Below are 23,892 nucleotides of genomic sequence, written 5' to 3' on the forward strand. Positions count from 1 at the left end.
GTAAGATGGTTGCGTGTCCCCAAAAGCATGTGTCCCCGCGAAGGCGGGGACCCAGACTGGGCACCCGCCTTCGGGGTGAACATTCTTCTTCTTCTGCTCCCTCTCCCCTGCGGGGAGAGGGCTGGGGTGAGGGGTAGCCAAGCAGGGCAGCGTTTGGGGCTGCCCCTCACCCCGACCCTCTCCCCGCAGGGGAGAGGGAGAAGTGGTTACCGCGCCTGTGGCGCGGGCTGGACGTCCTGCGTTTCCTCGGTCGGCGGATTGCGGATCGAGGGGCGGAGGCGGCTTAGGCTGCATAGGCCTGCCACCAGCGCTAGACCGGCGGCTACGAGCGGCGGGGTCATGCCGGCGCCTACACCCATGGCCAGGAGGGTGGCGACCAGGGTGGCGCCGGTGGTCTGGCCTACCAGCCGGACCGTGGAAACGAGGCCGCCAGCTGCAGCGGCGCGTTTGCGTGGCGCGGACCCGATGATCAGCCGCGCATTGGGTGCCATGAACATCCCGAACCCCGATCCGCACAACGCCATCCGCCACGCGATATCGAAATATCCCGGGTCCGCCGGCATGTACGCGATCAGCAGCAGCGCGCAGATCGACACTCCCATGCCGATCCCGCCGAGCAGCCCAGCCGGATAGCGATCCGACAGCCATCCCGACAGCGGCGCGACGACCATGTTCGCCAGCGGCCACGGTGCGATTGCCGCGCCGACCTCTGCCGCACTGAAGCCGTAAGCATGCGTCAGGCGGAACGGCGTCGAAAGCAGCAGCGTCATCTGCGCGATGAACGCGGTGTAGGCACTGATCGCCGACAGCGCGAGCACGGGCCGGGCGAGCAGGTCGATCGGCAGGATCGGCTTGGTCTCGCCCTGTTCGCGCTTCACGAAGAACCAGCCGATCACCACGCCGGTCAGCACGATCGCCGCCGACACGATCGGGCTGTCGCCATGCACCGCGCTTTCCGCGCCGCCGATGACGAGGCCGATCATTGCAGTACACATCACGGCGCCGAGGACGTCGAAGGGTTCGTCACGTCGGCATGGTTCGGGCAGCGCGCGGCCGAGCATGAGACTGGCGATCGCGAACGGCACCGCACTGGCGAACACCCAGGGCCAGGGCGCGATCGCGAGCACGAGGCCGCCGATGGTCGGCGCCAGTGCCGCCGAACTCGAAACGACGACCGAGTTGATGCCGAGCCCGCGGCCCAGCTGCTTCGCCGGATAGATCGAGCGGATCAGTGCCGACGAGACGCTGAGCGCTGCTGCGGCACCCAGGGCTTGCGCGGCGCGGACGATCAGCAGGAACGGCAGGCTCTTCGCGAAGAAGCAGAGCAATGTCGCAACCGTGAACAGCAGCTGGCCATATTGGTACATCCGCTTCAGCCCGATCCGGTCGCCGAGTCCGGAGAACGGGAGCAGCGCCATCGCCAGGATCAGCTGGTACACCGTGACGACGGTGACGACCGTGCTGTTGCCGACGTCGAGGTCGCGGGCGATCGTCGGCAGCGCGACGGTGGCGATGCCGCCGTCGATGATCGTCAGCGCGGTGCCCGCCGAGATCGCCGCGATGGCGATGAAGCGGCGCGGTTTGGGCAGGCCGTCCTGCATAATTTGACTTCCTTCGTCACCCCGGACTTGTTCCGGGGTCCACCCTGCCGCACACTCGCCGCGGTTTCCTATGCGGAACGGTGGACCCCGGAACAAGTCCGGGGTGACGGTAAGGAGTTGAGTATGCGGCGTATCTGGGTTGCAACGGCGGCGACGCTGCTTGCGGGAACGTCGGGCATTGCCCAAGTCGCACCGATGACCAAAACCGATACGACCGCGGCCGACCCGTATATCTGGCTCGAGGACAAGGACGGCGCGAAGCCGCTCGCCTGGGTCGAGGCGGAGAATGCGAAGACGTTGCCGCGGCTGCAGAACGATCCGCGCTACAAGACCTTCTATGCCGAGGCGCTGGCGATCGCGTCGGCGAAGGATCGCATCCCGATGCCGAACCAGATGTTCGGGCGGATCTATAATTTCTGGCGCGATGCCGATCACCCGCATGGCCTGTGGCGCTGGACCAGCGCGGCGGACTACGCGTCGGCGACGCCGAAATGGACGACCGCGCTCGATCTCGATGCGCTGGGCAAGGCGGAGGGCAAGCAGTGGGTCTGGAAGGGTTCGACCTGCCTGTTGCCGGAGGAGCGTCTGTGCTTGGTCGCGCTGTCGGAAGGCGGCGAGGATGCGGTGACGTATCGCGAGTTCGACCTGTCGACCGGCGCGTTCGTGGCGAACGGCTTCACGCTGCCGAAGTCGAAGCAGGATGTGAGCTGGATCGACAAGGATACGCTGCTGGTCGCGCGCGACTGGGGCGCGGGGACGACGACGCAGTCGGGCTATGCGTTCGTCTTGAAGCAGGTAAAGCGCGGCCAGCCGCTGACCGCCGCGACCGAAGTGTATCGCGGAGCGGCGACCGACCAGGGACCGACCGGCGCGGACGTGCTGACCGACGAGAAGGGCAACCGACTGGTCGTGATCCAGCGTCGGAAGACGTTCTTCGGTGCGGACAAGCTGGTTTGGACGCCTGCGGGAACGCGTCCGCTCGCGCTGCCCGATCGTACGTTCCCGGCGGGGATGATCGACGGACAGGTGATCTTCTCGACCAGCGACCCGTGGGGCAAGATTCCCGAGGGCGCGGTTGCCTCCGCGCCGCTCGCGGAGGTCGAGAAGGGGACGATCAACCCGACGATCGTGTTCGCGCCGGGGCCGCGCCAGTCGGTTGACGGGATGGCGCTGACCAAGTCGAAGCTGTTGCTGGTGGTCTCGGACAATGTCCGTGGCCGCGCGTCGGTCTATACGCACGGGGCAGGGGGCTGGACCGCCAAGCCGATCGTGCTGCCCGACAACGCCTCGATCGACGTGGCGAGCACGACCGATCGCAGCGACGATGCGTATCTGACGGTGACCGGGTTCCTGACGCCGACCTCGCTCTATTCGCTGAACGCTGCGACGGCCGCGGCGCCCAAGCCGATCAAGACGCTGCCGCCGAAGTTCGATGCGTCGAACGACGTCGTCGAGCAGTTCGAGGCGACCTCGACCGACGGGACGAAGGTGCCGTATTTCGTGGTGCACAAGAAGGGCATCGTGCTCGACGGGACGACGCCGACGATCATGACCGCGTATGGTGGTTTCCAGGTGTCGATGACGCCGAGCTATTCGGGAGTCACCGGCAAGCTTTGGCTGGAGCGCGGTGGGTCGTATGTGCTCGCCAACATCCGCGGTGGCGGCGAGTTTGGGCCCAAGTGGCATGACGCCGGGCGGAAGACCAAGCGGCAGGTGATCTATGACGACTTTGCCGCGGTCGCGAAGGACCTGTTTGCGCGGAAGCTGACGAGCCCGGCCAAGCTCGGCATCTATGGCGGGTCGAACGGCGGGCTGCTGATGGGTGTCGAGTTCAACCAGCATCCCGACCTGTGGAAGGCGGTGACGATCCAGGTGCCGCTGCTCGACATGATCCGGTACGAGGGGATCGCGGCGGGCGCGTCGTGGGTCGACGAATATGGATCGGTGACGGTGCCGGAGGAGAAGGCGTTCCTCGAGACAATCTCGCCGTATCAGAACATCAAGAAGGGCGTCGCGTATCCGGAGCCGTATATCTGGACGACCACCAAGGACGACCGCGTGGGTCCGCAGCATGCGCGGAAGTTCGCGGCGCGTTTGAAGGAATATCGCCTGCCGTATCTGTTCTACGAGGATACCGCAGGCGGGCATTCGGGGGATGCGGATATCGAGCAGGGTGCTCGGTTGCAGGCGTTGCAGATGACGTATTTCACGCAGAAGCTGGTCGGGGTGGCTGAGTAGGGGGTGCGGCTCCTGCCGTCTCCCGCTACTCCCTGCCGTTCTCCCGCGAAGGCGGGAGCCCAGGGTCACGAACGTTATCGCTTGTAATCCTGGGCCCCCGCGTTCGCGGGGGAGCAGTTAGCTGGCGGCTTGAACCTAGCGGCAGCGGACCTGGCTGTTGTTCTGGTCCACTGCACGCCCGGCAAGGCCACCGGCCGCTGCACCCAGCAGCGAACCGACGATCCGCGAACGGCCGCCATCGATCACGTTGCCGAGGATGCCGCCACCGGCCGCGCCGATGATCAGCCCGGTCGTGCCGTCGCTACGCTTGCAATAATATTTCCCGTCCTGGCCGGCATAGACGCGGTCGTTGGTGGACAGCGTGCGCTCCTGATAGTTCGGACCGGTGCGGTAATAGCGCGAGGGGTCGTAATTGCCTTCGTCGCGCTCGTCGGGATAAGCCTCCTGATAGCCGCCGCTGCGATCGGGCGCGGTGCGGTAGCCGGTCTGGGGCGCATAGCCGCCACGATTGCCGCTTACCGACTGGTAGCGATCGAATTCCGTGCGGAAGATCTGCAGTTCGCTGTCGAGCCGCGCCTGTGCGGCGGCGAATCGCGCATCGTCTGCCTGCGATTGGGCAAGTGCCGGCGTGGCAGCGGACAGGCACGTCGCCGCAATCACCGCAACCGTGCCGAAGAAACGCTTCATGGTCCAAATCCTTATCAGAGGGTCACACGCAGGCATGGACGGCGGCATGATACCACCGTCCACCCGGCATCAACGCGCTAATTTGCGCGATGGATTGCCGGTATCAGCGGCAGATCTGCACGCGGCGATGATTGCGCCATTCCGTGCGGCAGCGGCGATTGTTGTTCCAGTTGCGACGATCGTTGCCGCGGCCACGGTAGCGACGGTCGTCGTGACGATCGTTACGGTGATCGTTGCGGCGGAAATCGCGTCGGTCGCCACGGTGGTCACCGCGGTGATCCCCGCGGTGATCATTGTCGCGATATTGCTCGCTATGCCCGCGGTCGCGCTGTGCCTCGGCAGGAGCGGCGGCGCCGAGGCCGAGCGTCGCGAAGGCCAACCCGGCAGCGATGAGATGCGTAAACTTCATGAGATGTCCTCTCGAACCCGACAATCGGGATGCGTCGGTGATACGGCTATCGAGCGACATCGTTCCTGAACGGACTTGTCGGCTGCGGTACAGGTTTGGCATCGTTCAAGTCCTCAGATCCAACTCCATAATCGTAAAGCGACAAGCGACGGTTGACGCGCCGGCCCGAATAGCGCACGTTCCACTATGGTAATCGATAGCGTTCGACATAAAGCGTTGCGGTCGTTCGCCGAAACCGGCCGGTCGAAGGGATTGCCGGGCAATCTGGTCGATCGGTTGCGAAATATGCTGGCGTATCTCGCCGCTGTCGAAGTGGTGGACGAACTGACGGTGCCACCCAATTTCGGCGCGCATCGATTGGCAGGTGACTGAGCAGGCCTATGGTCGCTGACAGTGACGAAGAACTGGCGGATGACGTTTCGGATCAACGATGCAGGTGGCATCGAGGATCTCGATCTAGAGGATTATCACTGATGGCGATCAAGCTTCATGTGAGTTTTGCGGTTCACCCAGGTGCTTGGCTACGCGCTGAAATCGTCACGCCGCATGGATTGAGCGTGACGGACGCAGCCGCGAGACTGCGCGTGACGCGACAGGCGATGAGCAACCTATTGGGAAGCCGAGCTGGATTGTCGGCTGAAATGGCGATCCGGTTCGAGAAGGCGTTCGGTCTACAGGCTGAAACGCTGATGCGGATGCAGGCGGCGTATGATCTGGCGCAAGCGAGGATGCGTGAGGGCGAGATCGAGGTGGAACGCGTGGCGGCTTAAGCGCCTCAACATCACCTCAGATTGTTTTACATTTGGTGGGTCAACGCCTCAGATACGCGACCGGGATTTACGTTGAATTTCTGGGCCACGTCACGTTGGTGTAGCTTTGGATACCTGGCAGCAAATACCCTGATATCCTCCGCGAGTTCCGGCGTAAAATGTGCGCTTCGCACCGAGGCACGCGTGATGGGCGAATTTCGATACGTTTCGTCGGCTAGATCGTGAAGTTCTTCGATGCCGTACTCGTCTGCAATCTCACGAAGTCGAGAACGAATCTCGGGAATCGTTCGCTTGTTACCCGACATGTATCCACCTCCGACTCGAAGTCTTGAGAGATGATCTCAGAATTGACCGGAAGTTGCAAGTTTACGGAAATGCGCGAGAAAATGACTCGTCCAGCAGCGAGCGAATGTAGACGCGTTACTTCATCCTATCGTCACGAAGCTATCCATCACCCGTTTGCGCCCCGACTGCTCAAAGTCTATCTCCAGCTTGTTGCCTTCGATCTCTGCGATCGTGCCGTAGCCGAACTTCTGGTGGAAGACGCGCATGCCGAGCGACAGGTCGTCGCGGCCTTTGTTGCCGAGGCTGATGGCGCTGGATCGGCTTTCGACGACGCGGGCGGGTTTGGTGGAGAAACTGCTGCCGGTGCCGGCCGCGCTGCCTGAGGCGCGCTGCCAGCCGGGGCCTCGGCCGGTACCGCGGGCGACGTCGGCGAAGGGGTCGGCGCGGTCGGACCAGTTGGCTTGCCACAGGCTCGCGCCGCCGGACATGGTGGTTTCGGTGTCGATATGTTCGGCGGGGAGTTCGGCGACGAACCGCGAGGGGATCGACGAATTCCACTGGCCGTAGATGCGGCGGTTGGCGGCGTGGAGGATCACCGCCAGGCGGCGGGCGCGCGTGATCGCGACGTATGCGAGGCGGCGTTCCTCCTCAAGGCTCTTCACGCCGCCCTCGTCGAGCGAGCGCTGCGACGGGAAGAGGCCTTCTTCCCAGCCGACCAGGAACACCGTGTCGTATTCGAGGCCCTTGGCGGCGTGGATGGTCATGATCGTGACCTGTGGGTCCTGCGCGCCGCCCTCATTGTCCATCACCAGCGAGACGTGTTCGAGGAACGCACCGAGCGAGTCGTATTCCTCCATCGCGCGGACGAGTTCACTCAGGTTCTCCAGCCGGCCGGTGGCCTCGACCGACTTTTCCGCCTGGTACATCGCGGTGTAGCCGCTTTCGTCGAGCAGCTGGCGGGCGAGTTCGGCATGCGGCAGGTCGCGCGCCATCTCCCGCCAGCGCGCGATGTCGCCGACCAGCCGGCCGAGCGACTTCTTGGCGGCGCCGGTCAGCTCGTCGGTGTCGAGGATACGCGCGGCGGCGGTAGTCAGCGGCGTGCCGGTGGCGCGCGCCAGCTGGTGGATGCGCGCGACCGCCTTGTCGCCGAGGCCGCGCTTGGGAACGTTGACGATGCGTTCGAAGGCGAGGTCGTCGGCCGGCTGGTTGACGACGCGGAGATAGGCGAGCGCGTCGCGGATCTCGGCGCGTTCGTAGAAGCGGAAGCCGCCGACGATCTTGTACGGCATGCCGATCGCGATGAAGCGGTCCTCGAACTCGCGCGTCTGGTGCTGCGCGCGGACCAGGATCGCGACCTCGTCCAGGCTCTTGCCCGAGCGGCGGACGATGTCGATCTCCTCGCCGACGCGGCGCGCTTCCTCGGGGCCGTCCCAGACGCCGATGACTTTCACCTTCTCACCGACGTCGCGCTCGGTCCAGAGCTGCTTGCCGAGGCGACCGCCGTTGTTGGCGATAACTCCGCTCGCGGCGCCGAGGATGTGCGGCGTGCTGCGGTAATTCTGCTCGAGGCGAATGACCTTCGCGCCGGGGAAGTCGCGTTCGAACTTCAGGATGTTCTCGACCTGCGCGCCGCGCCAGGAATAAATCGACTGGTCGTCGTCGCCGACGCAGGCGATGTTCTTGCGCTCCTGCGCGAGCAGTCGCAGCCAGAGATATTGCGACGAGTTGGTGTCCTGATACTCGTCGACCATGATGTATTTGAAGCGCTGCTGATACTGCGCCAGCACGTCGCGGTGCGTCTTCAGGATGACGAGCATGTGGAGCAGCAGGTCACCGAAATCGCACGCGTTGAGCGCGATCAGGCGCGCCTGATATTGCTGGTACAGTTCGCCGCCGCGGCCGTTGGCATAGCGTTCGGACTCGCCCGCATCGATATCGGCGGGGACGAGACCCTTGTTCTTCCACTGGTCGATCAGCCCGGCGAGGCTGCGGGTCGGAAAGCGCTTCTCGTCGATGTCGGCGGCGAGGATCAACTGCTTGAGTAACCGCAACTGGTCGTCGGTATCGAGGATAGTGAAGTTCGATTGCAGGCCGACCAGCTCAGCGTGACGGCGCAGCATCTTCGCGGCGATCGCGTGGAAGGTGCCGAGCCAGGGCATTCCCTCGACCGCGTCGCCGACCAGGCGCCCGACGCGCTCGCGCATCTCGCGCGCGGCTTTGTTGGTGAAGGTGACCGACAGGATCTCAGACGGCCACGCCTTTTTCGTGAAAATCAGGTGTGCGAGCCGCGCGGTAAGCGCCGCGGTCTTGCCGGTGCCGGCGCCGGCGATGATCAGCACGGGGCCGTCGGTGGTCAGCACCGCCTCGCGCTGCGGCGGATTGAGGCCGCGGAGATAGGGCGGTTGGCTTTGCGCGTCGGACGATTGGGCGATCTGGTTCACCGGTGAACAGGTAGGGAACGGCAGCCGATCGGGCAACCGCCGAAACGTCGCGAAAGCGACACGCGGGCGTCACGGAGAGCGTCTAGGGCGTGCGCAGCGACGTGGTTCGTCGTCGGAGAAGGCGCATTCAGAAAGGCCTCCCGATGCGCAAGCGCCGTCGCCCGCAGGCGATCGCGCATGCGGACCGCAGGAGCATTGAGGACATCATCATGAAGATTTCGATCAGCGTCGCTTCGGCGGCGATCGCCGCCGCGTGCCTGTTTTCGACTGGCGTCTCGGCAAGTCCGGCGCGCGAGCCCGTATCCGTACGTGTGTCGTTTGCCGGCCTCGACATGTCCAGCGAAACCGGACGGACGCGGTTCCAGCGCCGGATGGCATCGGCGATCAGCAGCGCGTGCGCGCCCCGTATCGCCGGTCTGAAAGGACTGTCCGATTCGCAGCAATGCCGTCAGGAGATGACCGCGGATGCGAGCACGCAGATCGCCAAGATGTTCGTGCGCGATGGTACGCAGTTGGCGAGCATTCGCGCGGGCCGTTGAACAGGGGGCAGGCGGGGCGGCCACGTTGCCGTCCCGCATTGACCTATATTACTCAGACTTGATGCGGCGTTGTCATAAGACTGTCATGCTAAGGGCCGAATGCAAACCATTATGGCTAGTTCAACATTGATGCCCGACGCGATCACGGCCGACACGGGCGAGTCGATCGCCAGCCTGCGGTCCGCGCCGTCGGGTCCGAAGCTCGATCATTCGATTCACCCGTCCGGCCGCTGGCTGTTTCTCGCGGTCCTGATCGGCGGGCTCGCCTATGCCGGGTTCAGCATCGCGACCGATACCGCGCAGGTCGGCGAGACGCTGGCGGGCGGGGCATTCGCCTTCCTCGCGCTTGCACTGCTGATCGCGCTCGGGTTCGAGTTCGTGAACGGGTTTCACGATACCGCCAACGCGGTCGCGACCGTCATCTACACGCATTCGATGCCGGCTCCGCTTGCCGTGGTCTGGTCGGGATTCTTCAATTTCCTCGGCGTGATGCTGTCGTCGGGCGCAGTCGCCTATGCGGTCATCACGCTGTTGCCGGTCGACCTGATCCTCAACGTCGGCAGCGTCGGCGGGTTCGCGATGATCTTCGCGCTGCTGCTGGCGGCGATCGTGTGGAACCTCGCGACCTGGGCCGCCGGATTGCCCAATTCGTCGAGCCATGCGCTGATCGGGTCGATCCTGGGTGTCGGCCTGGCCAACCAGATCATCAACGGCGGCACGGACGGCACCTCGGGCGTCGACATGGCACAGGTGTGGAAAGTGCTTTCCGCGCTGGCGTTCAGCCCGATCGTGGGTTTCGCGGGCGCGCTGCTGATGCTTCTCGTGATGAAGCGGTTTCTGCGCGATCCGAAACTGTACGAGGCGCCGAAGGGGGCCACGCCGCCGCCGCACGGCATCCGCGCGTTGCTGATCGGGACATGCACCGCGGTCAGCTTCGCGCATGGCAGCAACGACGGGCAAAAGGGGATGGGGCTGATCATGCTCATCCTGATCGGATGCGCGCCGACCGCCTATGCGTTGAACCGGACGATGCCGGAGAGCGCCATGCCGGCCTTCGTGCAGGCCGCCCGCGATGCTTCGACGGCGTTTGTGGCGCATGCGAACGGCGCCCCGACAGACGTCGTCGCGGCGCGTACCGAAGTGACGCGCGCGCTGAAGACCAAGCACGTCGCCGATCCGGTCGTCTACGGCGCGTTGTCGACGCTGTCGGACGACGTCTCGACACGGATCGCGGGCTATGGTTCGCTCGGTAAGGTTCCCGCCGCGGCGACGCCGAACCTGCGCAACGACATGTACCTGTTACTGGATACGACCAAGCTGATCACCGCCGATACGGCCGCCCAGAGCCGCTTCACCGCGCGGGAGATCACCACGCTTAAAAGCTATAGCGGACAGCTTGAGCAGGGCACGCGCTACATCCCGACCTGGGTCAAGATCTCGGTCGCGCTGGCGCTTGGGCTCGGGACGATGGTGGGGTGGAAGCGGATCGTGGTCACGGTCGGCGAGAAGATCGGCAAGTCGCATCTGACCTACGGCATGGGCGCGTCGGCCGAACTGGTGGCGGCGGCGACGATCCTGCTGGCGGTCCGTTACGGGTTGCCGGTGTCGACGACGCACATCCTGTCGTCCGGCGTTGCGGGTGCCAGTGTCGCCAACGGCGCAGGATTGCAGCGCAGGACGGTGATGAACATGGCGCTGGCCTGGGTGATGACCTTGCCGGTAGCGATGCTGCTGTCGGGCGGCCTGTACTGGCTGCTGCTGATGCTGGCGCACACGCTGGGGTATTGATCGGGATACCTGACGAACGTCGTTACCCAGCGTAATTCGCGCTCGGTTGCGTGGCTCTGGATCCTGACTTTCGTCAGGATGACGGTGTTCGTCAGGATGACGGTGTTCGTCAGGATGACCGGGTTGGTCAGCATGACGGTGTTGCGGTAGGTCGGCTGTGTGCGTGCCTGTGGCGTGGAACCGCTGTTGACCCGATAGGTTGGCCAAGCATGCACCTACGATGCTCGATCTGCGGAAATTGGGACTGGCTGACGCGCGGCGAATGGACCGAGTGTAGCCATTGCCGTTTGATGGTCCGCGACGTGGCCGAGGTCGCTACGGCTGCCGGAGAGGTCAGGGCTCGGCTTCGAAGCGGCGTTGTCGACCTTGACCATCAGCCGGCGGCGCGGTGGATGCTGGACCCTGCGGGGCTGCGCAACGCCGCGTGGCGGTTTGGGTACGACGTCGAACCGATCGCTGTCGGGGCTGGCGAAATCAGGTTTCCATACAATTATCGGCCGGCGAGCGCCCATGCCACGCCTGCCGTCACGACCGCTCACCAAATCGGTCTCGGCATGATCGCGCGCGCGCGCGATGCCGATGATATCGTCGCGCTGGTGACGCTGTTGCGTGACGACTTCACGAGGATCGTCGTGCTGCTCGATGGTGATGCTAGCGAGGCGGACTCACTCTCCGCGCGAATGCCCTGGGTCGAGGTCGCGCATCATCCGCTCGACGGCGATTTTGCCGGGCAACGCAACCGTCTTCAGGACATGATGCAGACCCGGTGGGTCCTGCAGATCGATACCGACGAGCGCCCCGACGACGCGTTGATCGCGGCGATCGGCTGGCTGGCGGCGGCGGCCGATCGTGACGGACTGCGTTCGCTCGGGCTGCCGCGCCGCAATCTGGTCGATGGCGTGCAGTCGGCGTCGTATCCCGATATCCAGTACCGCCTCAATCGCAGCGACATCCGGTTCGCCGGGCGCGTTCACGAGCGGCCGGTCGTCCCGTTCGTCGAGAGTTCGCTGGCGCTGGCCGGCGCGCTCGAACACCGGCTCGACGGGGAGCGGGTGCGTGAGCGGACGCGGATCTACGAGGCGATGTCGACTGGGGCAGGGAGGGCGCAAGACGAGGCGTTGCTGCTCGCGCCGTTCGATCCGATCGCGGTCCGGTAGAGCGCGGTGGTCTGCGCGGCCAAGGTGTCGCGTGCGAACATGCCCGCCGCCGTGCGGCTTGCCGCGGCATAATGCGCGCGGAGGTGTGGGTCTTCGATCAACCGCTGTATCTGCGTTGCGAGATCGTCGCCGGTGCAGTGTCGTGCTAAGAGCCCTGCGCCGCTGTCGCCGATGAACAACCGTGCGCTTGGGTCTTCCGCGCATGCGACCACCGGTCGGCCGAATGCCATCGCCTCCTGATAGACGATCCCGAAGCTTTCGTACCGTGACGGCGCGACGACGACGTGCGCAGCTTCGATGAGATCGTGGAGCAGGGGCTCGTCGACACGGTGAAGACAGGTCAGGCGCGCGCGGGCCGATGCCGGCAGCGCGCCGATCTCCTCTGCCGGAACACCGACGATCGTCAGGCGGAAATCCGGCATACCGGAATCGGCCCGGCGCGAAAGAATACGCAGTGCCATGATCAACGCGTCGAAGCCCTTGCGATGCTCGTTGCGGCCGACGAACAGCAGCGCGATGGGCTCGTCGGTCGGATAGCGGGCGGCCTTGCCCCGAGCGACGATTTCGGGCGGCAAACTGAGGCCAATCACCGCGTGCCGTCCGTTCGCATCCGGGGCGGGGACGCCATACAGCGCCGCGATCTTGTCCCCGTGGGCGGCGGTGTTCGAAATGCACGCCTTGCTGCGACGCCCGGTGACCCGTTCCGCGAGCATGGCGACAGACCGATCGAACCGATCGCGCAGGCTGGTGACCGTTGCAGCCGTGCTTGCGGCCGGCGTCGAGTTGCGCGTCACCAGCGGGACGGGGCCTGCGAGCGCGATCGCCAGACCCGGCGCGTACCAGTTGGTCGCCTCGACCACGTCGAACGGATCGCGACGATGCTCGCGGACGAGCGCAGCGCGAAAGGCGAGCGGCGCCACGATATGACCAAGCCCGGGCATTTTGCGCAGCCACGCGGCGAACGATCGCTCGCGCAGGCCGCAGCCAACGACGTCCACGCGGCCGTCTTTCTCGCGATTACGGCGGTCCATCGTAAAAATAACGGTATCATGGCCGGCATCCGCCAACGCGTGCGCGATCTCGCGCGCGGCGCGGGTAAGTCCACTGTTTTCAGGGGGATACGCCCAGGTCAGCAGGGCAATTCTCACGACGTGATACTCCGCGGTCGATGGAACGTATCAACCTGCGTTAATACCACGACTTTTCGATTCATCGACGCGGAACCCGGCAACCCGTCGAGCGGTTCCATGAACGACCGTTTGGTCCTTGAGTTAATCTCGAATGAACGGGGGGCGGGTGTTCGTACTTCATATTGCGTTGCAAGGGTGTCTGCGCGCAACCGACGTTGAATACGGAATTACCGCCGATACGGGAGGCCATATCCGGTATCTCCTCGATCTCGTCGCCGCCAGTGGCCGCCATCCCGAGATCGACCGGATCGAGATCGTCACCCGCGCCTTCCATCATGCGGTCTATGCGGAATGCTATGCACAACCGATCGAGACGATCGACGGAGCGACGCGGATCGTCCGCCTGCCGACTACCTCCGCCGCGTATCTGGTCAAGGAAGACCTCTGGACCGAGCATGACAGCCTGGTCGAGGCTCTGGTGGCGCATATCGCGACCCTCGATCGCGTGCCCGACGTCATGCACGCGCATTATGCCGATGCCGGCCTGATCGCGGCGCGGGTATCGCTTCGAACGGGCATTCCGTACGTTTTCACCGCACATTCGCTCGGCCGCGTCAAACTGGCGGCGTTCGATCGCGCCTGTGACGAGACGGCGGGGCTCGATCGTCGGATTGCGATCGAGGAGGAGGCGATCGCCGGCGCCGCCGCGATCATCGCGTCGTCGCGGGACGAGGCCGAAGTGCAATATGCCGGTTACGCGGCCTATGATCCGGGGCGGATCCGCGTGTTCGCGCCGGGCAGCGACCTGAAGCAATTTGCGAATTGTCGGACCGATACGCGGGTCGACGCGCTGATCGACCGGTTCCTGAGCGATCCTGCCAAGCCGGTGATCCTGGCGATCGCACGGCCGGTGACCAAGAAGAACCTGGCGGCGCTGGTTCACGCTTACGGCCGATCGCCCGCGCTGCAGGCGGCGGCGAACCTCGTGATCCTGGCGGGCACGCGCGACGACATCACGACGCTGGAGCCCGAGATCCGCGACAATCTCGCCGAACTGCTCCAGTTGATCGACCGCTACGATCTGTATGGCAAGGTCGCGTATCCCAAGCATCATCGTCCCGACGACGTCGCCGCGGTATACGCCTATGCGCGCACCCGCCGCGGCGTGTTCGTCAATCCCGCGCTGAACGAGCCGTTCGGGTTGACCTTGCTGGAGGCGGCGGCGAGTGGGTTGCCGGTGGTTGCCACCGACAGCGGTGGGCCCAACGATATCGTCGAGACTTGTGGGAACGGGATTCTCGTCGATCCGCGCTCGCCCGCGGCGATTACCGACGCGATCCAGACGATCCTGTCCGATCCGGCGCTGTGGACGCGCTATTCGGCGGCGGGGTCGGTCGCGATCCGTGCGTATGACTGGGATCGTCATGTCGCGCTGTATGCCGAGCTGTTGGGCGACGTGATCAGCGCGGCGCGGCCGGCGGGGGCCCGGACCACGCCCGAGCTGTTGCTGGTCTCGGATATCGACGGGACGCTGATCGGCTGTTCGGACGGGGTCGGAGCCTTCGCCAAATGGCATGCAAACCAGAGCGACGTGGCGTTCGCGGTCGCGACCGGGCGCAGTTTCCACAGCGCGATGGCGGTGCTCGGCCAGCACGACGCGCCGCGGCCTGAAATCCTGATCACCTCGGTCGGTTCGGAAATCTATTATCGGACGATCGGCAGCGCGAAATACGACCGCGACACCGAATGGGACGGGATCATCGCCGCGGGCTGGGACCGCGAGGCGGTGGTCGAGCTGGTCGGACGTCACGCGGGGCTCACTCCACAAAGCCCGCTCGAACAGCGCCGCTTCAAGCTGAGCTACTTCGCGGACGGCGACCTGGCCGCGGCGGAACGGGTCCGTGCGCTGTTGGCGGAACACGGCCACAGCTGTTCGATCATTCAGAGCCATGGACGGTATCTCGACATCCTGCCGCATGCCGCGTCGAAGGGCACCGCGGTCGAGCATGTCCGGCGCAGGCTCGGGCTCGACCCGCGGCAGGTGATCGTTGCGGGGGACAGCGGCAACGATATCGAAATGCTACGATCGTCGTGCCATGCGATCATCGTTGCCAATTATTCGGACGGTCTAGGCACGCGGCGTGATCTGGCGCACGGTTATGTCGCGGTGGATCATCACGCGCGCGGGGTCATCGAAGGCGTGGCGTATTTCCGCGGTACTGCCGGGATCAGGATGGCGTCTTGAGCGACGGTTTCGGTGAACGGGCTGGCGTCAGCGTTCTGACACTCGTGCGCGGGCGGCGGACGCATCTGGTCAACCTGATTGCCGGGCTCAACGAATCGACCGTCCAGCCCGACGAACTCGTGGTCGCTTATATGCAGCCGGAAGCACATGGCGATCTGCCGCCGACCGCCTTTCCGGTTCGCGCGGTGTTCGTCGCGGGGGACGAGATGCCGCTAGCTGCGGCGCGCAACCGGGCGGCCGGGGCGGCGATCGGCGAGCAGCTGATCTTTCTCGATGTCGACTGCATACCGGCGCCGACTCTGGTCGAACGTTATGCAGCCACTGGGAGCGAGCCGGGCGGGATACGGCTGGGCGAGGTGCTGTATCTGCCCGCCGGCGCGGTGGACGGCGGGCTCGACTGGGCAGCGCTTGACCGGATCGGGCAGCGGCATCCTGCCAAGCCGCGGATCACCGTCAATGACGTGCGGCCGACGCCATCGCACGGCGAGCTATGGGGATTGTCGTTTGCGATCTCGGCGACGGACTGGGCGAAGGCAGGCGGCATGGACGAACGCTATGTCGGCTATGGCGGCGAGGAGACCGACTTCGCCGCGCGGCTGGAACGCGCGGGCGTGGCGATGTTCTGGGTCGGCGGCGCAAGGGCGTACCATCAGCATCATATCGTCCATACGCCGGCCTATCAGCATTTCGACGCGATCGTCCGCAACGCGCGGCTGTTCCGCGCGACCTGGGGGCGGTGGTGCATGGACTATTGGCTGGGTCACTTCGCCGAGCATGGCCTGATCGACTGGAATGCCGACACGATCACGGTCCGGCGGCAGCCGAGCGCCGACGAGATCGCCGCGTCCCGAATGCCGCCCGACACGCTGTTCAGCTAGGGTCGGTCGCCCAGAGCGACGTGGCGAGCCCTTCGAGATAGTCCGCCGCGACCTTTGCGGCGTCCGCATCGTATAGGTCCGACAGCGCAGAAGGGTCGAGCGCCTTGGCCGCGTCGAGGATCCCGCGCCACGGGGCGAGTGCGCCCGGCCATGCGGGCAGCGCGACCGCGGCGCCGAGTTCGGCCAGCCGCTCCGCCTTGCGCGTCTGTTCGCCGAAATAGCGCCATTCAGGTGCGCAGACATACGGCCGACCGACGCGGGCGATCTCGTGCACCGTGTTGTCGCCTGCCGAGGCGATGACGACGTCCGCCGCGGCGATGTGGTCGGTGACGCCGGGCACCCAGCCGCGCTCGACCAGGTTGCCGAAATCGGTCTCGTGGCCTTCGCGGTGGACCGGCCCGAGCACCAGCCACAGCGCATCCGGCACGGCGCGCGCGGCCATCGTCAGGGGGGCGTAGGGCGTGCCCGCACCACCGCCGCCGGTAAGCACGACGATGATCTCCTGATCGGGATCGAGACCGAGTTTGGCGCGCGCCTCAGCCTTGGTCGGGACCGCGTCGACGGTGGTGCAGAGCCCGCCTGCGTAACATGTCTTGGCGCGAACCCAGTCGGGGGTATCGTCCTGTTCTAGCGGTTCGCCGAACGGTGCGAGCAGTCCGACGCTAGCCTGATACGCGCCGAGATGGCCGATATCGAGCCGGTCGCCGTGCATCCGGATGCTGATCGCGGGGACGCTGGCGATCCGGGCGAGAAGCGCGATCTCGGCGGAGACGTCGACGACGAACAGCGCGGGATCGACATCGTCGAGATGGTCGACGATCGTCCGCATTGTCGCCCGCGTCTTCGCGACGCCGAGCGGAACGCAGTGCATGACGTCCGGGGTCGCCTGCGCGAACAGGCCGGGGGTGGGCACCGGCGCGCCGATCATGTCGGGCAGCGCGGCGATCGTGATCGGCCGCTCAAAGCCGTCGAACAGCGAGGGCTTGGCGGTCAGGATCGTCACGGCGCGTGTCGCCGGCAGCTCCCGGATGATCGCCATGGCGCGGTTCGCGTGGCCGCGGCCCTGATGATGGATGAAGAACGTGATCGGCTGGCTCATGGCCAACCCTAGCGCGATCGGCGGGCGTGCGCGATGCCGTCGATCAGTCTGATTTTTCGGGGTGGGCGGACAGACCGAAGGCAGCCTCGACCTCGGGATCGAGCCAGGCGGCGATGTGGTCGACATCGCTGCGATCGAGATCGGGATAGGCGGTGGGGACATAGTGCTCGTACCCCTGTCCCTTGTAGCTGGTGATCGGGACGAAGTGCGGCGCGGCGGCATGGCCAGTGGCGGCGGCGATCGCCGCAACGAACGCCGCGGGATCGCGGGAGAAGGCGTCATAGTTCAGCAAGGCGACGTTATGCGCCCGTGTGGCGAGTGCGGCCCAATGCCTGAGCTTGGCGGTGCGCTTGGCGATGCAGTTAGCGAAGCGGTCGCCGGTCTCCGGATCACGCTCGTGCAACATCTCGTCGCCGCGGACCGGATGATCGGGATCGATATATCCCATGTGATCGTCCCAATAGCTGTGCCATTCGCTACGGATGAACTGGTCGAACGGCAGCGCCTTCAGGTCGGGATGCGCATGCCAGGGCTGACGATGGAGACTGCGCGCCCAGTCGAAGGCGTTACGCGCGACGACGAGGACCAGCGTATCGTTGACGAACAGCGTCTGCGGCGGCACGAACCAATGCTTGAACCCGAACGCCTCGGTGATCTCGACGTCGGGGACATTCGCCTCGATCGTCCGCGTGACGATGTTGGTGCCGCTGCACCGCTGACCATAGACCTGGATACGGGTGATCGGCACGTCGCCGCGTCTGACGATTCGAAGCCCGGGCAAGGGCTGCAGCCAGTTCAAGGACTTGCAGGGCGGTTTCGCGGTCGTCGACATGATACCCGTGCCGCTAGCGCCGACGCACGCGCGGTACAACATCGACGTGCCCGGGTAGGCGCTATGTGACCGGTCGTCCCTCGTCGGCGAAGGCTGCGGCGACGGCCGCCGCGCTTGCCAGGACGCCGTCGACGCGGCGCACGCCGAGCAGATCGGCCATCAGCAGCCGGGCAGCCTCGGGCGCGGTTTCGATGCGCGCGAGGATCGCGAGCATCGCCGCCTCCGCCGGCGTCATCCGCGCGCAACAGCATGGCGCGATCGCGATGGTTCCCGACGACGTACCGGCGAGATCCGCCATCAACGCCCGCAGCAGGACGAGTGGCCGCCGGAAACTCTGGCCGAACGCGGTGAACATGGTGTGCGCGGCACGGGCATCGCCGAGCCCGTTGGCACCCATCCGCCGCATCGCGAACAACGCGATCCGCGCATTTTCGCAGTCGGGCAGCGCATGCGGGAGCAGGGCGGTGGCGGTTCGAACATCGGTCATTCACACGACTCCGTGGTGGTCGCGCCAAACTCGCTCGTTCGTTATTGCTAGTCAATAGCAATAAGCGGTCAGTCCGGCAGCTGGTCGTTTCCGACAAGCGCTTCGCCCGCAATATACAGCGATCCCGCGATCAGCACGACGCCCGGACCTTGCCCGGACAGGCGATCGAGCGCTTTGGAGATGCCGGGTGCGACATCGCCGGCGACGCCGTACCGCGCGGCGATCTCGACCAGCGCCTCGGGGGCATGATGCGCATGACCTTCGACCGGAATGGCGATGATCCGGGTCAGCGACGGTGACAGGATGCGCAGGACGGCGTCGGCATCCTTGTTCGCGAGCATGCCCATGACGAGCGTGACGGGGCGTCCTTTTGCGAGGCGGCGCAACGCCATCTCGACGGGCTTGGCGGCGTTGGGATTGTGCGCGCCGTCGAGCCAGAGTTCGCTGCCGTCGGCCAGTTTCGCGAGCAGCGGGCCATCCGACAGCCGCTGCATCCGCGCCGGCCAGTGCGCCCAGTCGGCGGCGGCGCGCATTGCGGCTTCGGGAATTTGCAATGCGCCCTGGTGACGGAGCATCGCGATCGCGAGTGCGAGGTTGCGCGACTGATGCGCGCCGACGAGGCGGGGGCGGCGGGTGACGACCGAGAAGCCGGTATCCTCGTAGCGGACGGTCGTGCGTGCGGTCTCGCTGGTCCACGCGGTGCCGCGTGCCATGACGGGGGCGCCGGCCGCTGCGGCGATGGCGGCGACCCGGGCCCGTACGGCCTTGGGATAGTCCATCGTGATGAGGGGGATGCCGCGCTTGGCGATGCCCGCCTTTTCGCCGGCGATCTGCAGCAACGTGTCGCCGAGGAACGACTGGTGATCGATACCGAGTGCGGCGATGCCGGTGACGACCGGGTTCGCGATGACGTTGGTCGCGTCGAGCCGGCCGCCGAGACCGACTTCGACGATCGTCGCCGCGGCCGGCGTGCGTGCGAAGGCGATGAAGGCGGCTGCGGTGGTGACTTCGAAGAAGCTGGCCTGAAGGTCACCGGCATGGTCGAGCACCTCCGCCAGCAGCGCAGCGAGCGCATCGTCCTCGATCAGCGATCCGGCGAGGCGGATGCGTTCGTTGAAGCGGACCAGGTGCGGGCTGGAATAGACGTGGACGCTGTGGCCGGCCGCCTCGATCGCGGCACGCAGGAACGCGCAGGTCGAGCCCTTGCCGTTCGTGCCGGCGACGTGGAACACCGGGGGCAGGCTGAGGTGCGGGTCGCCTAGCCGCGACAGCAAGGCGGTGATGCACTCAAGACCGAGGATGTCCGCGCCGGGCGACAGCGCAGTCAGCCGGTCGAGCTGGGCTTGGACGGCGGGCGAGGAGGACGTCGCGTGGTCGGGCATTCTAGCTCCCTCTCCCCTCCGGGGAGGGGGCTGGGGTGAGGGGCAGTTCCGGGCGTCGCGCTGCTGGGCTGCCCCTCACCCCGACCCTCTCCCCGGCGGGGAGAGGGAGTAGGTTATGCGGCTTCGCGGGCGCTGAGATACCCGATCACGGTGCCGAGCTGTTCGCGCAGGTCCTTCCGATGCACGACCATGTCGATCATCCCGTGGTCGAGATAATATTCCGACGTCTGGAAGTCCTCGGGCAGCTTCTCGCGGATCGTGCTTTCGATCACGCGGCGACCGGTGAAGGCCAGCGTCGCCTTCGGTTCGGCGATCTGCACGTCGCCGAGCATGGCGTACGCCGCCATCACGCCGCCCGAGGTCGGGTCGGTCAGGACGACGATATAGGGCAGGCCGGCATCGTGGAGCATCTGGATCGCGACCGTGCTGCGCGGCATCTGCATCAGGCTGAGGATGCCCTCCTGCATGCGCGCGCCGCCCGACGCGGTGAAGATCACGTACGGCACCCGGTCCTCGATCGCCGCCTCGACGCCGCGCACGAACGCTTCGCCGACGGCCAGACCCATCGAGCCGCCCATGAAGCCGAAATCCTGCACGCCGACGACGACGCGGTGGCCGTCGATGCTACCACGCGCGTTGACCAGTGCGTCCTGTTCGCTGCTGTCGGTGCGCGCGGCCTTGAGGCGGTCGGTATAGCGCTTCTGGTCGCGGAACTTCAGCGGATCCTCGGGCACCTTCGGGGCGGGGAGTTCCGAACAGCTGCCCTCGTCGAACAACTGGGCAAAGCGGATCTTCGGCCCGATGCGGTCGTGATGATCGCATTTCGGGCAGACATGGAGGTTGTCCTCCAGCTCCTTGGTGAAGATCATCTGCCCGCAGCCCTTGCACTTGTGCCAGAGATTCTCGGGCGTCTCGCGCTTCGCGACGAAGGGCAGGACGTTGCGGACGCTGTTGAGCCAGCTCATGCGGATACTTTCCTTGCGCTCGCCACGGCCTCGGCGAGAGACTTGATATAGGCGCGAACGGGCTCGGCGGCAGCGACGCCGTGCTCTGCGACCAGTTCGACGATCGCCGAGCCGACCACGACGCCGTCGGCGACACGCGCGACGTTGGCCGCCTGTTCGGGTGTGCGGATGCCGAAGCCGACCGCGACAGGGATGTCGGTCTGCGCCTTCAGGCGGGCGACGGCGTCCTCGATCGAGGATTGCTGCGCCTGCTGGAGCCCGGTGATGCCGGCGACCGACACGTAATACAGGAACCCGCTCGCGCCATCGAGGACCGTCGGCAGGCGGGCGGCGTCGGTGGTGGGGGTGGCGAGGCGGATCAGGTCGATCCCGGCGGCGCGTAGCTGGGGCCCGAGCGCGTCGTCTTCCTCGGGCGGCACGTCGACGCAGATCACCCCGTCGACACCGGCGGCGGCGGCGGCGGCGGCGAACCAGTCCGCGCCGCGTCGGAGCATCGGGTTGCCGTAGCCCATCAGGACCAGCGGCACGTCCGGGTGGCGCGCGCGGAATGCGGTGGCGGTGGCGAGGATGTCCGCGGTGCGGGTCCCCTGGGCGAGGCTGCGGATGTTGGCCGCCTGGATCGCGGGGCCGTCCGCCATCGGATCGGTGAACGGCATGCCCAGTTCGATCGCATCCGCGCCGCCAGCGACGAGCGCGTCGAGGATCGGGCCGGTGGCCTCGGTGGTCGGATCACCCGCGGTGACGAACGCGACGAGCGCCGCGCGGCCGGCGGCGGCGGTGCGCGCGAAGGTGGCGGCGATGCGGCTCAAATCGCCACCCCGAGCGCTTCGGCGACGGTGAAGATGTCCTTGTCGCCGCGCCCGCACAGGTTGGCGAGGATGATCTGGTCCTGCCGCATCTCGCGCGCCTTTTTGGTCACCGTCGCGATCGCGTGGCTCGGTTCGAGCGCGGGAATGATGCCTTCGGTCCGGCACAGCAGCTGGAACGCATCGAGCGCTTCCTGGTCGGTCGCGCTGTCGTATTGCACGCGGCCGATGTCGCGCAGCCAGGCATGCTCGGGGCCGATGCCGGGATAGTCGAGCCCGGCCGAGATCGAATGCGCCTCGGTGATCTGGCCGTCCTCGTCCTGCAGCAGGTAGGTCTTGTTGCCGTGGAGCACGCCGGGGAAGCCGCCTGCGAGGCTCGCCGCATGCTGTTTGTCGAGGCCGTGGCCCGCCGCCTCGACGCCGAGCATCTGCACGTCGGCATCGTCGAGGAACGGGTGGAACAGCCCGATCGCGTTCGAGCCGCCACCGATCGCCGCGACCAGCATGTCGGGCAGGCGGCCGACGCGCGACAGCATCTGCGCGCGTGCTTCGGTGCCGATGACGCTCTGGAAATCGCGCACCATCTCGGGATACGGATGCGGGCCGGCGGCGGTGCCGATGATGTAGAACGTGTCGTGGACGTTGGCGACCCAGTCGCGCATGCCCTCGTTCATCGCGTCCTTCAGCGTATGCGCGCCGCTGGTGACCGGGCGGACTTCGGCGCCGAGCAGCTTCATGCGGAACACGTTGGGCGCCTGACGCTCGACGTCCTTCGCGCCCATGTAGATCACGCAGGGCAGCCCGAAGCGCGCGCAGACCGTGGCGGTGGCGACGCCGTGCTGGCCCGCGCCGGTCTCGGCAATGATCCGCGTCTTGCCCATCCGGATCGCGAGCAGGATCTGGCCGATGCAGTTGTTGATCTTGTGCGCGCCGGTGTGGTTCAGCTCGTCGCGCTTGAACCAGATTTGCGCGCCCATGCCCTCGGGCGCGGACTCGCGGAGTGCCTCGGTCAGGCGTTCGGCGTAGTAGAGCGGGCTCGGGCGGCCGACATAATGTTCGAGCAGGTCGTCGAACTGCGCCTTGAAGGCGGGGTCGGCCTTGGCGGCGCGGTAGGCGTCGTCGAGTTCGAGCACGAGCGGCATCAGCGTCTCGGCGACATAGCGTCCGCCGAACGCACCGAAATGGCCGCGCTCGTCCGGCTGGGCGCGGTAGGAGTTCGGGGCGAGGGTCGTTGGTGCGAGGGTGGTGGGAGCGTTCATAGTGGGGCGTTTAGCACTTCGTAAATCGCTGTCACCCCTTCCGTTTGATCGGGCACCACCCCGGCGGAGGCCGGGGCCCAATTGGAAAGGTTGCAGTAACCGAGCATGGCGCCTGGCAATTGCCCGTTCCCACTTGGACCCCGGCCTTCGCCGGGGTGGTGCTAGCGCGTGCCGACGGCCTTCAGAAACGCCGCGATCTTCGTTTCGTCTTTCTTGCCCGGCTCGCTTTCGACCCCGGACGACACGTCGACCAGTTCTGCACCGGTGCGGCGGACCGCCTCCGCCACGTTGGCCGGATCGAGTCCGCCCGACAGCGCCCAGGGCAGCGGATGCCGGAACCCGTCGAGCAGATCCCAGTCGAACCGCAGGCCCATTCCGCCCGGTAGCGCCGCCGAGTCGGGGGTCTTGGCATCGTACAGGATCCGGTCGGCGACGCCGGCAAACCCCTGCGACGCATCCAGATCGCCGCGCGTGCGGACGGCGACCGCGACCCAGGTCTCGATACCGAACTTCGCGCGGATCGCCGCGGCGCGGGCCGGCGTGACCTTGTGAAGTTGCAGCACGTCGAGCGCCGCCGATCCGACCGCCTGTTCGAGCATGTCGTCCTCGGGATCGACGAACACGCCAACTTTCGCGACATGGCTGGGTACGCGAGCGGCGAGTTCGGCGGCCTTCGCAAACGTCACGTGGCGCGGCGACGCGGGAAAGAAGACGAAGCCGACATGGCTCGCGCCGTGCCGAATCGCGGCGTCGAGCGTCGCGGGGGTCGAGAGGCCGCAGATCTTGGCGGTGGTCATGCTGGTTCCTTCGGCAGCAACACGTCCCGTCATCCTGACGAACGTCAGGATCCAGAGTAACGAACGTCTACTGCCATGGCTCTGGATCCTGACTTTC

The 23,892-nt window shown here is 66.1% G+C and carries 21 protein-coding genes; 8 read left to right on the forward strand and 13 right to left on the reverse strand.

The window, feature by feature from the left end; all coding sequences use genetic code 11:
* Nucleotides 1-206: 206 nt before the first annotated feature.
* A complete protein-coding gene (locus tag U1707_RS08255) occupies nucleotides 207-1,601 on the reverse strand; it encodes an MFS transporter (RefSeq protein ID WP_332799588.1) in 1,395 nt (464 codons plus the stop codon).
* Between the two features lie 123 nt (nucleotides 1,602-1,724).
* Here U1707_RS08255 and U1707_RS08260 point away from each other — a divergent pair, with 123 nt between their 5' ends.
* Entirely contained in the window at nucleotides 1,725-3,839 is a 2,115-nt protein-coding gene (locus U1707_RS08260) for a prolyl oligopeptidase family serine peptidase (protein ID WP_332799589.1), read from the forward strand.
* Nucleotides 3,840-3,974: 135 nt separating this feature from the next.
* Here U1707_RS08260 and U1707_RS08265 read toward each other — a convergent pair whose 3' ends face one another.
* Together U1707_RS08265 and U1707_RS08270 are read right to left on the reverse strand one after the other, a co-directional pair.
* Complete coding sequence (locus tag U1707_RS08265) at nucleotides 3,975-4,526, reverse strand: glycine zipper 2TM domain-containing protein (RefSeq protein ID WP_332799590.1); 552 nt, start codon at nucleotides 4,524-4,526, stop codon at nucleotides 3,975-3,977.
* Between the two features lie 103 nt (nucleotides 4,527-4,629).
* Nucleotides 4,630-4,935 carry a hypothetical protein gene (locus U1707_RS08270; protein WP_332799591.1) on the reverse strand — a complete coding sequence of 102 codons (306 nt, stop codon included), beginning with the start codon at nucleotides 4,933-4,935 and terminating at the stop codon, nucleotides 4,630-4,632.
* A 216-nt stretch (nucleotides 4,936-5,151) separates the two neighbouring features.
* Here U1707_RS08270 and U1707_RS08275 point away from each other — a divergent pair, with 216 nt between their 5' ends.
* Both U1707_RS08275 and U1707_RS08280 read left to right on the forward strand, forming a co-directional pair.
* On the forward strand, nucleotides 5,152-5,307 hold the full coding sequence (locus tag U1707_RS08275; RefSeq protein ID WP_332799592.1) for a hypothetical protein: 156 nt from the start codon (nucleotides 5,152-5,154) through the stop codon (nucleotides 5,305-5,307).
* Nucleotides 5,308-5,408: 101 nt separating this feature from the next.
* Nucleotides 5,409-5,705, forward strand: a complete 297-nt coding sequence (locus tag U1707_RS08280; protein WP_332799593.1) for a HigA family addiction module antitoxin — start codon at nucleotides 5,409-5,411, stop codon at nucleotides 5,703-5,705.
* A 425-nt stretch (nucleotides 5,706-6,130) separates the two neighbouring features.
* On the opposite strand, the gene U1707_RS08285 is transcribed toward U1707_RS08280, so the two are convergent.
* Nucleotides 6,131-8,422 (reverse strand): ATP-dependent helicase, encoded by a 2,292-nt coding sequence (locus tag U1707_RS08285; protein ID WP_503676857.1) that lies wholly within the window; start codon nucleotides 8,420-8,422, stop codon nucleotides 6,131-6,133.
* 152 nt (nucleotides 8,423-8,574) lie between these two features.
* On the opposite strand from U1707_RS08285, the gene U1707_RS08290 reads away from it, so the two are divergent.
* From U1707_RS08290 to U1707_RS08300, 3 genes are all read left to right on the forward strand, one after another.
* The gene (locus tag U1707_RS08290; RefSeq protein WP_332799595.1) at nucleotides 8,575-8,970 is read left to right on the forward strand and encodes a UrcA family protein; all 396 of its coding nucleotides are present in this window, start codon (nucleotides 8,575-8,577) and stop codon (nucleotides 8,968-8,970) included.
* Nucleotides 8,971-9,081: 111 nt separating this feature from the next.
* Nucleotides 9,082-10,758, forward strand: coding sequence for an inorganic phosphate transporter (locus tag U1707_RS08295; protein WP_332799596.1), 1,677 nt, complete (start codon nucleotides 9,082-9,084; stop codon nucleotides 10,756-10,758).
* Nucleotides 10,759-11,150: 392 nt separating this feature from the next.
* The gene (locus tag U1707_RS08300; RefSeq protein WP_332799597.1) at nucleotides 11,151-11,915 is read left to right on the forward strand and encodes a glycosyltransferase family protein; all 765 of its coding nucleotides are present in this window, start codon (nucleotides 11,151-11,153) and stop codon (nucleotides 11,913-11,915) included.
* On the opposite strand, the gene U1707_RS08305 is transcribed toward U1707_RS08300, so the two are convergent.
* Complete coding sequence (locus U1707_RS08305; RefSeq protein WP_332799598.1) at nucleotides 11,831-13,063, reverse strand: glycosyltransferase family 4 protein; 1,233 nt, start codon at nucleotides 13,061-13,063, stop codon at nucleotides 11,831-11,833. The genes U1707_RS08300 and U1707_RS08305 overlap by 85 nt on opposite strands.
* Before the next feature lie 148 nt (nucleotides 13,064-13,211).
* On the opposite strand from U1707_RS08305, the gene U1707_RS08310 reads away from it, so the two are divergent.
* Complete coding sequence (locus U1707_RS08310) at nucleotides 13,212-15,290, forward strand: HAD-IIB family hydrolase (protein ID WP_332799599.1); 2,079 nt, start codon at nucleotides 13,212-13,214, stop codon at nucleotides 15,288-15,290.
* Nucleotides 15,287-16,168, forward strand: coding sequence for a glycosyltransferase family 2 protein (locus U1707_RS08315; RefSeq protein ID WP_332799600.1), 882 nt, complete (start codon nucleotides 15,287-15,289; stop codon nucleotides 16,166-16,168). Before U1707_RS08310 ends, U1707_RS08315 begins: the two co-directional genes overlap by 4 nt.
* Here U1707_RS08315 and U1707_RS08320 read toward each other — a convergent pair.
* The 8 genes from U1707_RS08320 to U1707_RS08355 all read right to left on the reverse strand — a co-directional run bounded on the left by U1707_RS08320 (nucleotide 16,161) and on the right by U1707_RS08355 (nucleotide 23,795).
* Complete coding sequence (locus tag U1707_RS08320; protein WP_332799601.1) at nucleotides 16,161-17,267, reverse strand: glycosyltransferase; 1,107 nt, start codon at nucleotides 17,265-17,267, stop codon at nucleotides 16,161-16,163. The two genes, U1707_RS08315 and U1707_RS08320, sit on opposite strands and share 8 nt — an antisense overlap.
* 43 nt (nucleotides 17,268-17,310) lie before the next feature.
* A complete protein-coding gene (locus tag U1707_RS08325; RefSeq protein ID WP_332799602.1) occupies nucleotides 17,311-18,015 on the reverse strand; it encodes a hypothetical protein in 705 nt (234 codons plus the stop codon).
* 145 nt (nucleotides 18,016-18,160) lie between these two features.
* Entirely contained in the window at nucleotides 18,161-18,586 is a 426-nt protein-coding gene (locus U1707_RS08330) for a DUF6628 family protein (RefSeq protein ID WP_332799603.1), read from the reverse strand.
* Between the two features lie 68 nt (nucleotides 18,587-18,654).
* Nucleotides 18,655-19,968: a bifunctional folylpolyglutamate synthase/dihydrofolate synthase gene (locus U1707_RS08335; protein WP_332799604.1), complete on the reverse strand. Its 1,314-nt coding sequence runs from the start codon at nucleotides 19,966-19,968 to the stop codon at nucleotides 18,655-18,657.
* Nucleotides 19,969-20,081: 113 nt separating this feature from the next.
* Nucleotides 20,082-20,933: an acetyl-CoA carboxylase, carboxyltransferase subunit beta gene (gene accD / locus U1707_RS08340; RefSeq protein WP_131582933.1), complete on the reverse strand. Its 852-nt coding sequence runs from the start codon at nucleotides 20,931-20,933 to the stop codon at nucleotides 20,082-20,084.
* Nucleotides 20,930-21,742, reverse strand: coding sequence for a tryptophan synthase subunit alpha (gene trpA / locus U1707_RS08345; RefSeq protein WP_332799605.1), 813 nt, complete (start codon nucleotides 21,740-21,742; stop codon nucleotides 20,930-20,932). Before trpA ends, accD begins: the two co-directional genes overlap by 4 nt.
* Nucleotides 21,739-22,998, reverse strand: a complete 1,260-nt coding sequence (gene trpB / locus U1707_RS08350) for a tryptophan synthase subunit beta (protein ID WP_332799606.1) — start codon at nucleotides 22,996-22,998, stop codon at nucleotides 21,739-21,741. The genes trpA and trpB overlap by 4 nt, the downstream gene beginning before the upstream one ends.
* Nucleotides 22,999-23,159: 161 nt before the next feature.
* The gene (locus tag U1707_RS08355) at nucleotides 23,160-23,795 is read right to left on the reverse strand and encodes a phosphoribosylanthranilate isomerase (RefSeq protein WP_332799607.1); all 636 of its coding nucleotides are present in this window, start codon (nucleotides 23,793-23,795) and stop codon (nucleotides 23,160-23,162) included.
* Nucleotides 23,796-23,892 lie beyond the last annotated feature (97 nt).

This window comes from Sphingomonas sandaracina (assembly GCF_036663695.1).
Lineage (GTDB): Bacteria > Pseudomonadota > Alphaproteobacteria > Sphingomonadales > Sphingomonadaceae > Sphingomonas.